This is a genomic window from Arthrobacter sp. 8AJ, assembly GCF_902506025.1.
In the GTDB taxonomy this organism is placed as follows: Bacteria; Actinomycetota; Actinomycetes; order Actinomycetales; family Micrococcaceae; genus Arthrobacter.
On sequence record NZ_LR733289.1, the window covers coordinates 2831611 to 2845886 of the forward strand.

The 14276-nt window shown below is 68.3% G+C and carries 13 protein-coding genes; 8 read left to right on the forward strand and 5 right to left on the reverse strand.

All coding sequences use genetic code 11. The features are described 5' to 3' along the window. Window positions 1-278: 278 nt before the first annotated feature. From BACI349Y_RS13135 to BACI349Y_RS13145, 3 genes are read right to left on the reverse strand one after another with little or no spacing between them, the layout of a single operon-like run. A complete protein-coding gene (locus tag BACI349Y_RS13135) occupies window positions 279-629 on the reverse strand; it encodes a hypothetical protein (protein WP_159632472.1) in 351 nt (116 codons plus the stop codon). Beyond that, the gene (locus BACI349Y_RS13140; protein WP_159632473.1) at window positions 626-1384 is read right to left on the reverse strand and encodes a prolipoprotein diacylglyceryl transferase; all 759 of its coding nucleotides are present in this window, start codon (window positions 1382-1384) and stop codon (window positions 626-628) included. The genes BACI349Y_RS13135 and BACI349Y_RS13140 overlap by 4 nt, the downstream gene beginning before the upstream one ends. A gap of 49 nt (window positions 1385-1433) precedes the next feature. Further along, on the reverse strand, window positions 1434-2849 hold the full coding sequence (locus BACI349Y_RS13145; protein ID WP_159632474.1) for an NAD(P)H-quinone dehydrogenase: 1416 nt from the start codon (window positions 2847-2849) through the stop codon (window positions 1434-1436). A gap of 104 nt (window positions 2850-2953) precedes the next feature. Here BACI349Y_RS13145 and BACI349Y_RS13150 point away from each other — a divergent pair, with 104 nt between their 5' ends. After that, window positions 2954-3772, forward strand: coding sequence for a purine-nucleoside phosphorylase (locus BACI349Y_RS13150; RefSeq protein ID WP_159632475.1), 819 nt, complete (start codon window positions 2954-2956; stop codon window positions 3770-3772). Between the two features lie 57 nt (window positions 3773-3829). After that, entirely contained in the window at window positions 3830-5578 is a 1749-nt protein-coding gene (locus tag BACI349Y_RS13155; RefSeq protein ID WP_201302442.1) for a phospho-sugar mutase, read from the forward strand. 49 nt (window positions 5579-5627) lie between these two features. Here BACI349Y_RS13155 and nirD read toward each other — a convergent pair whose 3' ends face one another. Then, window positions 5628-6008: a nitrite reductase small subunit NirD gene (gene nirD, locus BACI349Y_RS13160; protein ID WP_159632477.1), complete on the reverse strand. Its 381-nt coding sequence runs from the start codon at window positions 6006-6008 to the stop codon at window positions 5628-5630. Window positions 6009-6267: 259 nt separating this feature from the next. Here nirD and nirB point away from each other — a divergent pair, with 259 nt between their 5' ends. The 6 genes from nirB to BACI349Y_RS13190 all read left to right on the forward strand — a co-directional run bounded on the left by nirB (window position 6268) and on the right by BACI349Y_RS13190 (window position 13382). Then, window positions 6268-8907, forward strand: coding sequence for a nitrite reductase large subunit NirB (gene nirB, locus BACI349Y_RS13165; protein WP_159632478.1), 2640 nt, complete (start codon window positions 6268-6270; stop codon window positions 8905-8907). 2 nt (window positions 8908-8909) lie between these two features. After that, window positions 8910-9941, forward strand: a complete 1032-nt coding sequence (gene cobA / locus BACI349Y_RS13170) for a uroporphyrinogen-III C-methyltransferase (protein ID WP_159632479.1) — start codon at window positions 8910-8912, stop codon at window positions 9939-9941. Window positions 9942-9955: 14 nt separating this feature from the next. Continuing rightward, window positions 9956-11104, forward strand: coding sequence for a uroporphyrinogen-III synthase (locus BACI349Y_RS13175; RefSeq protein ID WP_159632480.1), 1149 nt, complete (start codon window positions 9956-9958; stop codon window positions 11102-11104). A 224-nt stretch (window positions 11105-11328) separates the two neighbouring features. Then, a complete protein-coding gene (locus BACI349Y_RS13180) occupies window positions 11329-12198 on the forward strand; it encodes an FAD-dependent oxidoreductase (RefSeq protein WP_159632481.1) in 870 nt (289 codons plus the stop codon). Between the two features lie 148 nt (window positions 12199-12346). Continuing rightward, on the forward strand, window positions 12347-13066 hold the full coding sequence (gene deoC / locus BACI349Y_RS13185; protein WP_159632482.1) for a deoxyribose-phosphate aldolase: 720 nt from the start codon (window positions 12347-12349) through the stop codon (window positions 13064-13066). A 52-nt stretch (window positions 13067-13118) separates the two neighbouring features. Beyond that, the gene (locus BACI349Y_RS13190; RefSeq protein ID WP_159632483.1) at window positions 13119-13382 is read left to right on the forward strand and encodes a hypothetical protein; all 264 of its coding nucleotides are present in this window, start codon (window positions 13119-13121) and stop codon (window positions 13380-13382) included. A gap of 80 nt (window positions 13383-13462) precedes the next feature. On the opposite strand, the gene BACI349Y_RS13195 is transcribed toward BACI349Y_RS13190, so the two are convergent. After that, window positions 13463-14275, reverse strand: a complete 813-nt coding sequence (locus BACI349Y_RS13195) for a metal-dependent hydrolase (protein WP_159632484.1) — start codon at window positions 14273-14275, stop codon at window positions 13463-13465. Window position 14276 lies beyond the last annotated feature (1 nt).

Genomic DNA, 14276 nt, shown 5'->3' on the forward strand with positions numbered 1-14276 from the left:
TCCCCGCCCCGGTCCTCGCGGTGCCGGGGCGGACGGCAAGGGCAATGCCCAGTCCCAGGTAGACGGCGATGGGGACGAAGGCTGCGGGGCCGGCCAGGATGCTGGTCGCCCAGGAATTCGGCGCACCGACGCCGATTGTTGCCCAGAGGTAGAGGATGTACAACGCCAAAGCCCCAAATGAGAGCCCCGGGCCCAGGTAGCCTCGCCGTGGTTCCCGCTGCTGTCCCGGGCGGTGGGGCTCCTTCGGAGGGGGCGGAACTTGCCGGTCATCGTCCATGTCAGGCCCGGACCTGGACAAGGAAGCCGATGCAGAGGCCGCCGCCGAGCAGGACGAAAGCGCCCAGGCCGATCAGCAGCCCTGCACCCCAGAGCGCCGTCCGGCGCCGTACTGCAAGCACGATCGCCACGGCCAGGTACAGGACGATGGGGATGAACGGGGCCGGCACGGCGAGGACGCTGGCGGCCCAGGCATAGGGCCCCTGGGCCATGGTTCCCAGGACGTAGACCGCGTACAGCGCCACGGCGCCAACCACGGCGCCGAGCCCCAGCGATCCGCCCCGTGGTTCGTTGTCCTGGGCGTCGTCCCGCCGCGGTGGCTGCAGTGGCCCATCCGGGGTTTCGTCGCTCATGCCACGGTTCCTTCCAGCGCAGGGCGGACGGGCTTCCTGAACACGCGCCGGACGCGCCAGGCCAGGAGAGGCAGGACCGCCAGCAGGAACAGTTGGGGGCGGCTCAAACCAAGCCAGAGGACCTCGTTTCCCCGGACGAACTCGACGAAGAACCTGAAGACGGCGTAGGCGCTGACGAAACAGATGAAGAGGTCACCGGGATGGGGCAGGGCGTCCCGGTAACGCCACATCAGGGCGAAGGCGGCCAGATGGAAGGCGATCTCGTAGGCGAAGGACGGATGGAGTGCCACTCCCGCCGGGGCACCGGCCAGCGCAGCCTGGGCAGGGGTGAGGATAATGCCCCAGGATCCGCCGGTGGGAGTGCCCGGGAGCTCGGTGAGCAGGCAGCCCACCCGCCCGACAACCAAGGCCAGGGCCACCGCAGGCGCCAGCAGGTCTCCCGTGGACTCCCTGTAACCTGTCAGCCGTTTGCCAAGGTGGACGCCGAACCACGCCCCCACCAGTCCCGCAAGGATGCTCCGGTCACCGTTGCCCCACCAGTCCGCCAGGGACACCTGCCGGGATACGTCCCAGGTGAGCACGCGGGAACCGATACCGCCAAAGGCTACGGCGAAACCGGCGATGGGCCACAAGCGGGGGTCGGTGAGGCCACGGCGGCGCTTCTCATAGGCGTAGAACAGGAGGGCTGCACCGATGCCCAGCCCCACCATGCCGGCATGCACCAGCGCGTTTCCCGCAAGGGGAAGCCCAATCATGGGCAGAGTGTAACAACCGAACGCCCGCCGAATGCGGGCCCTTCGGCCCTTACATGTGGACGTGCAGGCGGCGGGCTGCCTCGGAGATGGATCCGGTGAGCGACGGGTACACCGTAAACGTGCTGGCGACGTCGTCCACGTGCAGCTTCTGCTTGACCGCGATGGAAATGGGGAAGATCAGCTCCGAGGCATTGGGTCCGACCACCACGCCGCCGATCACCGTGCCGGAGCCCTTCCGGGCGAAGATCTTCACGAACCCGTCCTTGGCGTTGCGCATCTTGGCGCGGGCATTGCTGCGCAGGGAGAGCTTGATGACGTCGGCCTGGTACTTGCCCGACTCGATCTCGGCTTCGGAGACGCCCACGTTCGCGATTTCCGGTGAGGTGAAGATGTTGGAGGCCACCTGGTGGAGCTTGAGCGGGGTGACGCCGTCGCCCATGAAGTGCGCCACCGCGATCCGGCCCTGCATGGCGGCCACGGAGGCCAGCGGCAGGACGCCGGTGCAGTCACCGGCGGCGTAAATGTTCGGGGCCGTGGTCCGGGAGACGCCGTCGACCTTGATGTGGCCGCTTTCGCTCACGGCCACGCCGGCCTCCTCAAGGCCAATCCCGGCAGTGTTGGGGATGGAGCCAAGGCACAGGAGGCAGTGGCTGCCGGTCACCTTGGTGCCGTTGGAGAGGGTGACCACCACGCCATCGTCCGTGCGTTCCACGGTCTGGGCGCGGGAGCGGGACAGGACCCGCACACCGCGGCGTTCAAAGACTTCCTCCAGGACCACTGCGGCGTCAACGTCTGAGCCGGGCAGCACACGGTCACGGCTGGAGACCAGGGTGACCTTGGAACCCAGGCCGTTGTAGGCGGACGCGAATTCGGCGCCGGTGACGCCGGACCCCACCACAATGAGCTCCTCGGGCAGCTCGTCGAGGTTGTAGATCTGCGTCCAGTTCAGGATCCGTTCGCCGTCCGGGCGGGCCGTTTCCAGCTCGCGGGGGTGCGCGCCTACCGCCAGCAGGATGGTGTCGGCTTCGACGGTTTCGGTGCCGTCCACGGTCAGGACTTCGATCCGGTGGCTGTCCAGGAGCCGGCCGGAGCCTTCGATGATGCGCACGCCCTGTTTCTCCAGGCCGTCGCGGATGTCCCGGGACTGGTTGCGGGCCAGGTTAAGGAGGCGGTCGTTGATGTGCTTGAGGTCGGCGCGCATGACCGGGACGAAGTCGCCGCCGTCGACGTCGAACTTCACCCCCAGCTCGCCGGCTTCCGCGACGCGGGTCATGAGGTCGGCCGTGGCAATGAGGGTCTTGGAGGGGACTACGTCGGTCAGCACCGCGGATCCACCGAGCCCGGCACGTTCGATGACGGTAACGGTCGCCCCCAAAGAGGCGGCCACCATGGCAGCTTCGTATCCGCCGGGACCACCTCCCAGGATTGCGATCCGGGGGGAACTGAAATCTGGATGCGTAGTCACAGTCATCCATTCTCTCCCATTTACGGCCCGACCACCAAGAAATCAGGGTGCTTTCCGGGCCTGCCGTGACCGGGGCAACGTGGGCGGCAGGATAACTTGTACTGGTGAGTACAACAGACTTCCTGAACACGGACCCGTTCGCCGCCGCCCGCGCCGCCGCGGACTACATTGCGGAAGAAACCGGAGTGGACCGCCATGACACCGCCCTGGTTCTCGGTTCCGGGTGGGGCGAGGCCGCAGACCTGATCGGCGAGACCACCGCCACGCTGTCCGCCGAGGAAGTTCCCGGCTTCCACGCCCCCGCCGTGGAAGGCCACGTTGGCACCATCCGCTCCGTGCTGACCACGTCCGGCAAGCGCGCCCTGGTCCTGGGCGCGCGCACCCACTACTACGAGGGCAGGGGCGTCCGCGCCGTGGTGCACGGCATCCGGACCGCTGCGGCTGCCGGATGCAGCACCCTCGTCCTCACCAACGGCTGCGGCGGCCTCAACGAGGACTGGGCCCCCGGCACCCCGGTGCTGATCAAAGACCACATCAACCTCACCGCCGCCTCCCCGCTGGAAGGCGCTACGTTCGTGGACCTGACGGACCTGTATTCGCCGCGAATCCGCGGGCTGGCCCGGGAAGTGGACCCCACCCTGGACGAGGGCGTGTACGCACAGTTCCCCGGCCCGCACTATGAGACCCCGGCGGAGGTGCAGTATGCCAAGCGGATCGGCGCGGACCTCATCGGGATGTCGACGGCGCTTGAGGCCATCGCAGGCCGTCATGCCGGCATGGAGGTGTTCGGCATTTCGCTGGTCACCAACCTTGCGGCAGGCATCAGCCCCCAGCCGCTCAGCCACCAGGAAGTCATCGAGTCCGGCCAGGCAGCGGGCCCGCGCATTTCCAGGCTGCTGGCTGACATCATCGCCCGGCTCTAACGGGTCAGGCGCCCGGGGTGCGCCACGTGGGCGGGCAATGACGATAGCGTTATGCCCATGACGTCTTCCGATGCCGAACTTCGCCTGCTCACCGAAGCCCGCGAATGGGCTGCCCAAGACCCGGATCCCGCAACGAAGGCGTCGCTCCTCGAGCTGGTCCGCCTCGTGGAGGATGGCGATCCCGCGGCCCGGCAGGAACTGGAAGACAGCTTCCGCGGCACACTGCAGTTCGGCACTGCGGGACTGCGGGCCGCGCTGGGCCCCGGCCCAAACCGGATGAACCGGGTGGTGGTCCGCCGGGCTGCAGCGGGACTCGCGGCGTTCCTGGTGGACGCCGTGGCCAAGGCGGCGGCCGGCACCCGGCCGCGTGCCGTCGTCGGCTATGACGCCCGGTACAACTCGGATATTTTCGCCGCGGAAACGGCGGCGATCTTCACCGCGGCCGGCATCGAGACCTTCCTGCTGCCGGCAGCCCTCCCCACTCCCCTGCTGGCCTACGCTGTCCGCGCCCTGGAGTGCGACGGCGGCGTCATGGTCACCGCCAGCCACAACCCGCCGCAGGACAACGGGTACAAGGTGTACCTGGGGCGGCACGCGGTAACGGCAGAGGGCGACGGCGCCCAGATCGTGGCGCCGTACGATGCCGAAATCGCCGCGCGCATCAGCGCCGTGGGGCCGCTGGAGTCCATAGCGCTGGCAGGAGACGGATGGACCGTCCTTGACGGCTCCATCGCCGCCGAGTACCAGCGGGCGACGGCGGCACTCGCCATGCCGGAGCGCTTTCCGGCCCGCGATCTCCGGATTGTCCTGACGCCGCTGCACGGCGTCGGCGGCGGGACGGCGCTGGAAGTGCTCAAGGCGGCAGGTTTCACGGATGTCACTGTGGTGGCCGAGCAGGCCGATCCGGACCCCGATTTCCCCACCGTCAGTTTCCCCAACCCGGAGGAACCCGGCGCACTGGACCTTGCCCTGGAGGCAGCGGCGCGGCTGGACGCCGACCTGGTCATCGCCAATGACCCCGACGCCGACAGGGCTGCCGTGGCGGCCAAGGACCCCGACACCGGCGCGTGGCGCATGCTCCGCGGGGACGAAGTGGGGTCCCTGCTGGGCGCCCACATGGTGGCCCGGCTCGCGGACGGCGACTCCCTTGCGGAGGCTGACGGCCGCCGTGTGTTCGCCAATTCGATTGTGTCCTCCCGCCTACTGGCGCGCATCGCCGCCGCCGCCGGACTCGACCATGAGGAAACGCTGACCGGATTCAAGTGGATTTCGCGGGTGCCCGGGCTGGTCTACGGGTATGAGGAGGCGCTGGGCTACTGCGTGGCGCCGGAGCAGGTGAAGGACAAGGACGGCATTTCCGCCGCAGTCCTGATTGCCGAACTCGCTGCCACCGCCAAGGCCGCGGGCAAGACGGTCTTCGACACCCTGGACGAGCTGTACCTCCAGCACGGCCTGCATGCCAGTGACCAGCTGAGCATCAGGGTTGCGGACCTGGGACTGCTGGACGCCATGATGAACCGCCTCAGGGTTTCCCCGCCGGAGTCGTTCGGGCAGTCAGCGGTGGAGGTGTTCACGGACCTGGCCGAAGGCAGCGCGCAGTTGCCGCCCACGGAGGGCCTGCTCTACATCACCCGGAACCTGACCCGCGTGATCATCCGGCCCAGCGGCACCGAGCCCAAACTCAAGTGCTACCTGGAAGTCATCCACCAGGTGGGCTCCGCCGCGGAACTGCCGGCGGCACGCCAGGCGGCACGCGCCTCCCTCGATGAAGTCCTCCACGACGTGAGCGAGGCGCTGGGACTTTAACCGGGGAAAGGGCGTGCCTCTTCGGCGCGCCCTTACCCTGCGGAAAATCCTAGAGCTCCACCTCGACGAAGCCGTCCCTGACACGGGTGCTGAACGCTGCCAGCCGCAGGCCCGGAGTGGTGAAGCATTCACCGGTCTCCAGATCGTAGACCTCCTTGTGCAGCGGCGAGGCGATCGTGGGGCGGGTGCCCTTGGAGCCGAGGATACCGCGGGCCATGACGTGGGCTCCGGTGGCGGGGTCCTCATGCGCCACGGCGAAGACTTCGCTGGGGCCGGTGCGGAACAGTGCCACCTGGCGGCCTGCCACCAGGGCGGCCTCGCCCCATGCCGGTTCGAGGTCATCCACCATGCAGACACGGTGCCAGCCGGTCCCGAACCCGGCGGTGTCTGATTCGGCGGCGAGCGCCCCAAGTTCAAGTGTTGCCGTCATGTCCGGCTCCTTTCCCTGTGCCTGTTGTCCCTTGCATTGGCAGCTTTTGCGGCCGTGTCCCACGCTAGGGTCCGGGTGTTTCAAAGGGGTGCGGTGAATGTGTCCGGCGCGTAAAAGAGACCTAACGCGGGCGGAAATGCGTTCGTGATGCAGAAGTTAAGTTGACGAAACAATTGGGAAACTGAGGCGAAACTGCCCCTTCCTAGGCTGGATGCACAAGCTGCAGAGCACCGTCTGCGGCCCATGCGAAAGGCCCACAGTGACCGAACAGACTTCAAGCACAGAGACTCCGCGCCGCATCGTCGTCGCCGGCGGCGGCCCAGCGGCCCACCGTTTTGCGGACGCCATGCATGCCCGCGGCCTCGACGGCTGGCATGTCACGGTCCTCACCGAGGAAGCCCACCTCCCCTACGACCGGGTGGCACTTTCCAAGGCCCTCACCGATGCCGGGGTGGACCTCACCCTGGGCACCGCCTCCATGTGGGACCACGGCTCGCTGGTCCTGAAGACCGGCGAGCGCGTGGTGAAGATCAATCCGGAAACAAAGAGCGTGGAAACCGCCGCCGGCCACAGCTACGAGTACGACCAGCTGGTGGTGGCCACGGGCTCGGACGCCGTACGCCTGCCCATCCCCGGTGCTGAGCACGCCCACGTGTACCGGACGCTTGAGGACGTGTGGGCCATCAACAAGGCCATCGCCGAACTCACCGCAAAGCTCGGCCGCAAGATCAACGCGGTGACCATCGGCGGCGGACTCCTGGGCCTTGAGTCGGCCGCCGGCACCGAGCAGCTCGGCGCCACCCCCGTCGTCATCAACGGGGCTCCCTGGCTGATGAACACCCAGCTGGACGAGGGTGCGGGCCAGGCCCTGGGCCGGCTCATCGAGGCGAAAGGCTTCGAGGTCCACGGCGGTGTGTTCCCTTCCGAGATTTTGGCGGACGACGACGGCCAGGTCACCGGAGTGCTCATGGCTGACGAACGCGTCATCCCGGCAGACCTGGTGATTGTCGCCGTCGGCGTCAAACCCCGCGACGAACTCTTCCGCGCCGCCGAGGGCGAAGACCAGCTCTTCAGCCTGGGCCCCCGCGGCGGGGTGGTCATCAACGATTACTGCGCCACCGAAGTACCGGGCATCTGGGCCATTGGCGAAGTGGCCAACTTCGGCGGCATGTGCCTGGGCCTGGTGGCGCCCGCCAACACCATGGCCGAGATTGTGGCCGACCGGCTCCACGGCGGCGACGCCACCTTCCCGGGTTTCGACACGGCCACCAAGCTCAAGCTCTCAGGCGTGGACGTTGCCAGCTTCGGCGATGCCTTCGCCCGCACCGAACATGCCCTCGAAATCGTCTACGCCGACCCCGCCCGCGGCGTGTACCAGAAGATCGTGACCACCGACGACGCGAAGACCCTCCTGGGCGGCATCTTCGTGGGCGACGCCTCCCCGTACATGAGCCTGCGCCCGCTCCTGGGCCGCGAACTTCCCGCCGAGCCCGGCGCGTTCCTCAGCGCGGCCGGCGGCGGGGACGCTCCGGAAACCGAACTGCCGGACGACGCCACCCTCTGCTCCTGCAACAACGTCACCGCGGGAACCATCAGGGACACCATCAACGGCTGCGGCGCCTGCGAGGGCAACGCCCCCGTCCAGGAGCTGGGCGAGCTGAAGGGCTGCACCCGTGCCGGCACCCAGTGCGGTTCCTGCGTGCCGATGTTGAAGAAGCTGCTGGAAACTGAGCTGACCAAGTCCGGCGTCGAGGTTTCCAAGGCCCTGTGCGAGCACATCGAACTGTCCCGGCAAGAACTCTTCGACGCCATCCGTGTCCTGGGGCTGACCTCCTTCGAGGAGATCATGGCCAAGTACGGCACCGGCGCGGGCTGCGACATCTGCAAGCCCACCATTGCCAACATCCTGGCCAGCCAGAACAGCGCCTACGTGCTGGACGCCGGCCGCGGAACCCTGCAGGACACCAACGACCGTGCCCTGGCGAACATGCAGAAGGACGGCACCTACTCGGTGGTCCCCCGCATCGCCGGTGGCGAGATCACCCCGAAGAAGCTCGGAGTAATAGCCGCCGTCGCCGAAAAGTACGGCCTGTACACCAAGATCACCGGCGGCCAGCGGATCGACATGTTCGGCGCCCGGCTCGAACAGCTCCCGGAGATCTGGAAGGAACTGGTGGACGCCGGCTTCGAGTCCGGCCAGGCGTACGGCAAGAGCCTGCGCACGGTGAAGTCCTGCGTCGGTTCCACCTGGTGCAGGTTCGGTGTCCAGGACTCCGTGGCCATGGCCATCCAGCTGGAGCTGCGGTACCGCGGCCTGCGGAGCCCGCACAAGCTCAAGATGGGCGTCTCCGGCTGCGCCCGCGAATGCGCCGAGGCGCGCGGCAAGGACGTGGGCGTGATCGCCACCGCCGACGGCTGGAACCTCTATGTGGGCGGCAATGGCGGTGCCACGCCGGCGCACGCACAGCTGCTGGCCAAGGACCTGGACGACGAGACCCTGATCAAGTACATCGACCGCTACTTCATGTACTACATCCGCACCGCCGACCGCCTGCAGCGCACCGCCCGGTGGCAGGAAGAGCTCGACGGCGGCATCAAGCACGTGGAGGACGTGGTGGTCAAGGACACGCTGGGCATCGCCGCAGAGCTCGAGGCTGCCATGGCCAAGCACGTGGACACCTACGTCGACGAATGGGCCGACACCCTGAAGGACCCCGAGCGCCTGCGCCGGTTCCGCTCCTTCGTCAACGCCCCCGACCAAAAGGACGATTCCATCACCTTCGTCCCGGACGAGCGCGGCCAGATGCGCCCCGCCACTCCCGAAGAAAAGGGAAAGGTCCTGATCGGGTCCTCCATCCCGGTCCGCACCACCACGACCACCCCTGGAAACGAGGCATAACCATGCAGCTCAGTATCGACCTCACCGGCCGGGACGTCCTGGTGACCGGCACCCCTGCTGCCGCGCGGCAGGCGGTGCGGCGGTACAAAGCCGCGGGCGCCGTCGTCCACCGCCTCACCAGCCCGCATGCCGCCCAGGGCGCCCCGCTGCCGAAAGGACTGTTCCTGGTGGCCGCCGTCGAGGACGGGCAGCCCGGCTGGGCCGGCCTCCTGGACCGCTGCCGGGACGCAGGCATCCCGGTCGCTGCCGAACCTGCCGCCGGTGCCGCCGGGCACGTCACCCTGGTAGGGGGCGGGCCGGGCACCAGCGACCTCCTCACCGTGGCCGCCGTCAAGGCGCTGCGCGATGCGGACGTGGTGTTTTATGACCGCCTCGCTCCGTACCAGGAACTGCCGCTGCTGACGTCCGCGGAACTCGTGGATGTGGGGAAGAAGCCGGGGCACCACAAGGTCAGCCAGTCGGATATCGAAAAGCTGATGGTGGAAAGTGCACTGGCCGGGAACAATGTGGTCCGCCTCAAGGGCGGGGACCCCTACGTATTCGGCCGCGGAGGCGAGGAAGTAGCCGCCTGCGTGGCCGCCGGCGTCCAGGTCCAGGTGGTGTCCGGCGTGACCAGCGCCATCTCGGTGCCCGCCGCTGCTGGCATCCCGGTCACCCACCGGGAAGTCAGCCATATGTTCACGGTGGTTTCCGGACATGCCCCGCTGACCGAAAAAGAGCACCACCACCTGGCCGGCCTGGGCGGCACCATCGTGGTGCTCATGGGCATCGGCACCCTCCACCAGCTCGCCGCCGGCCTCCGCCGTGCCGGGATGCGCCCGGACATGCCCATGGCAGTGGTGGAACGCGGATACCGGCCGGGCCAGCGCACCACCATCGCCGATCTGGGCACCATCACCTCTGCCGCGGCCGGCTGCAGCAACCCTGCCGTGCTGGTGATCGGTGAGGTAGTGCGGGTGGCTGAAGCCAACCAGCAGCACGCCGCTGCCGTCGCCGACCTGGACCGGCTGGCGGCCTCGCTGCTGGGATCATGAAAGGATTGACCCCCATGACTGCACTTGCACCGGCCGAATCACCGCAGGCTGAAGAATCCACAGACGCCGCGGAGTCGCCGCTGGAGGGATTCCGCATCGGCGTCACCTCGGACCGGCGGTCCCGCGACCTGATCGAGGCCCTGGAACGGCGCGGCGCCGAAGTGCTGCACGCCCCCGCACTGAAGATCGCCCCCGTCCAGGAGGACATGCGCCTCATCGAGGACACCCGGGCCATCATCGCGGCCAAACCCGATCTCTGCATCGCCACCACCGCGTATGGCATGCGCCGCTGGTGCGAGGCAGCGGATTCCTTCGGGATCGGCGACGAGCTGCTGGAGACGCTGGGCAGCTGCCGCATGTTCGTCCGGGGACCGAAAGCCCGCGGTGCGGTGCGCGCGGCGGGCCTTGCCGACGTCGGCATCAGCAGCGACGAAACCACCTCCACCCTGGTGGATATGCTGCTCACCGAGGGCGTCCGCGGCAAAACCGTTGCCATGCAGCTGCACGGCTACACCGATGTGCGGCAAATCGAGCGCCTGCGCATGTCCGGCGCCACGGTCCTGACAGTCACGCCCTACCGCTGGGTCAAGCCCGACGGCGAGGACAGGCTTCCGCGGCTGATCGACGCCGCCTGCACCGGCAACCTGGACGTCCTGACCTTCACCAGCGCCCCCGCCGTGGACGCCATGTGGAGCACGGCCCATGAGATGGGGCTCTACAAGCAGCTGGTGGAGAGCCTGAAACTGAACGTCACCACGGCCGTGGTGGGTCCCGTCACGGCCCAGCCCCTCCTGGACGCCGGCATCACGCCGCTCATCCCGGAGCGGTTCCGGATGGGCGCCCTCATCCGGCTGGTGTGCGAGCACCTGGCACTGAACCACGTCCGGCGGCTGGAGACCCGCTCCGGGAGCATTGAGCTTCGGGGCCGGAGCCTGCGCATCGACGGCCAGCAAGTGGAACTGGCACCGGCTCCCCTGCTGCTCCTGCGTGCCCTGCTCGGCGCCGGCGGCGCGGTCCTGTCCCGCGAATCGCTGTCCGACCTGCTGGAACTGCGCGGCTCCGTCCACGCGCTGGACATGACCGTGAGCCGCCTGCGGTCCTCGCTGCCGGACGGCAAGCTGATCGAAACCGTGGTCAAGCGCGGGTACCGGATCCGCGTCTAAGTGGTCGCGGCCGGGCGCCCAGCGCCCGGCGCGGCGGCTTTTGTGTCGGCGGACGGACGAATGAGAGGTGCGTCACGGGTTCTGTTACCGGCCGGTAAATACTGGCGAACATGGGCCCGTTAAACAGCAACTGAAGGGAAACACCCCGGAAAAGACGCGCGCCTACGCTGTGTTCCATCACGAAGTTCCGGCCGCTTACCGGCCGCCAGCGAAAGGGCCAGCACATGTCCGCTCCGGCACCCTCACCGTCCACCTCCACCGCAACCCGCATCGTCATTGCCGGCGCCGGCCCCGCTGCGCAGGCCCTGGTGGCGCAACTGGACCGTGCCCGGTTCACCGGCACCATCACCGTGCTGAGCAACCGCGATGACACCCCCAACGAACTGCTGGAGCTGGCCCTGCTCCCCCAGGTTTCCGTACGCTTTGGCCAGCCTGCCAGCCACATCGACGCGGTCAACCGCACGGTGGCAACGGCTGACGGCATGGAGTTCGCCTACGACCAGCTGGTCATCGCCACCGGCTCCACACCCGTGGCGAACCCGGTCGACGGGGCCGCGCAGTGCCTGAGCTATGCCACCATCGATGACGCACCGCGCATCGCGAAGGGCGTGCAGAAGGTGGCTCGGGAGCTGGGGCGGCGCCCGGTGGGGATCCTGGTGGGCACCGGAGCAGCGGCGGGACAGGCCGAAGCGGTTCTGCGGGCCAAGGGTGTGCGGCCCATCCGCACCACTGCCCGCCCCGCCGCCGTCATCCCTGCGGTCGTATCCGGTGCATCCGCCTCCCGGGTTGCCGCGTCCGCCGTGGTCTTCGAGGATGGCAGCAGCATGACCGGTGACCTGGTTGTCCTGGCTGAGGAACGGGTCTCCCGCGATGGCCTGGCCGCCAGCGCGGGCCTGCAGACCGCAGCCGGGGGTGGCATCGTGATCAGCCGGGACTACCGCACGTCTGTTCCGGGGATCTGGGCCATCGGGGACGCGGCAGCGTTCGACGGCGTGCGGCTGGGGCTGCTGGTGGCAGCGGCTTCGGCGGCAGGCGCCTGCGCCACCCAGCTGCTGACGGCGGCAGCGGAAGCGCCGGCCCTGCAGGCGGCCTGAGCGGCCGTACCCCGCTGCGGGCGTGCCGGGCGCTCCCGGTGCTCCCGGTGCCTCCGCGTGGGGCCTGCTGCGGTGCGGCCCGCTGTGACAAGATGGTTCCCGAAACCGAGTCAACGCCGGGCCCACAAGGCCCTCCGAGAGGACCATCATGAGCAACGAAGCCACAGTTCACGCAGGCACCGCCCACCCGGCCGGCCCCGCGGACATCGCCTCCTACATTGACCACACGCTGCTCAAGCCCGAGGCCTCGGAAGCTGACGTGCTGAAGGTCTGCGCCGAGGCGGCCGAGTACCGGTTCAAGTCGGTCTGCGTCAATCCCCTCTGGGTCAAGACCGTCACCACCGCCCTCAGGGGCTCGGGTGTCCTCACGTGCTCCGTGGTGGGCTTCCCCCTGGGGGCCACTCCTACGGACGTGAAGTCGTTCGAAGCCCGCGGCGCGGTCCTGGACGGCGCGGCGGAGGTGGACATGGTGATCAACATTGCTGCCGCCCGGGCCAACGACAAGGGCGCCCTCGTCGAGGACATCGCCGCGGTAGCCGAGACCGTGCACGCGGGCGGCGCCATCCTGAAAGTCATCATCGAAACAGCCCTCCTGACGGATGAGCAGAAGGTGCTGGCGTGCCAGGCTGCCGTGGAGGCCGGAGCCGACTTCGTGAAGACTTCCACGGGGTTCAACGGCGGGGGCGCCACCGTCCAGGACGTGGCCCTGATGCGCAGGACCGTGGGCCCGGAGGTGGGGGTCAAGGCCTCCGGTGGCGTACGGTCCCTTGCCGATGCGCAGGCTATGATTGCAGCAGGTGCAACACGAATTGGTGCCAGCTCCGGAATTGCCATCGTCAAGGGTGAACAGGGTTCAGCCGCTTACTGACCCTGGCCGGAAGCCGCCACAGATCAAGCCCCGCGGGGCCGAGGAGGAACACATGTCCAGCCAGATCAACGCGTCCAGCAGGGACACTGCGTCCAACAAGGAAACCGTCCGGACCCCGCAGAACGAAAACAACCTCGCCACCAGCGTGGTCCTGTTCGTGATCTGCTTCGCCCTGTTCCTGGGTGCCATCTACTCGCTGTCCTTCCTCACCCTGGGCAACCCGTGGCCCATGGCCGTCTGCCTGGGCCTCTTCGCCCTGGCGTTCTGGCTTCCGCAGACCATCTTTGGCCGCTCCGACTCGGCCGGCGAGCACTAAAGGCCTGAACAGCAGCACAAGAAGGGACCCCGGACGCTGTCCGGGGTCCCTTCCTCATTTGGTGGCCTTGGTGCCCCCGGCTAGAACCAGAGCCTGATCCACGCGCCTGCGGCCGCCGCCACGCGGCCCCAGTGGTGCTGGGCAATGGCCCAGCCGGCCATGGTCATCCCCACCATGGCGTAGGCGCTCACCGGGATCAGCACCAGCCATTCCCGCTTGGAACCGGCCCGGCCCAGCAGGGGCACGGACAGGGCGCCGTTGGCGCGCCAGATGTTCCGCAGCAGGGGCAGCCGGCGGAGCATTTTCGGCGGCCGGACCACCAGCGGCCACAGCAGCGGTACTCCCCCGGTGGTGATGAGGTCTCCGACGATGTGCACCACCACTCCGATCAGCATCGACGTGGGCAGCCAGGTCCACTGTTCCGGCGCGTAGGCCGTGACCAGGCCGGCCATGACCAGCGCGAAGATCCAGTTGGAGATGAAGCCGCTCTTGGGAAAGAGTTTCAGTGCCTTCGCCGCGATGTTGATCAGGAACATGCACAGCAGCCCGGCGCCGACGGAGAGGCGCCCCCATCCCGTGTCCATGTGGACCTGCGATGCCAGGCCGGCCAGGAAGACGAAGAACGCCGCCCCGAGGATGGAGTGCGTTCCCTGCCGGTGGCCGCCGCTGGCATTCTCAATGCCGCGCGCAATCACGTTGGACAGCGGCGGCAGCGAATGGGCCACCGTGCTGGACCGGTGGTCCCAGTCGCACACCAGTGCGGTGCCCGCGGTGGCCATGCCGCCGATCAGGATGCCGGTGGGATCCAGCGGGTACCAGCCCAGCGTGTACGGGCCGGTGGACGCAACAGCTACCCACGCCGCGGCTCCCGACGCGGCGTGGTGTCCTCCCATC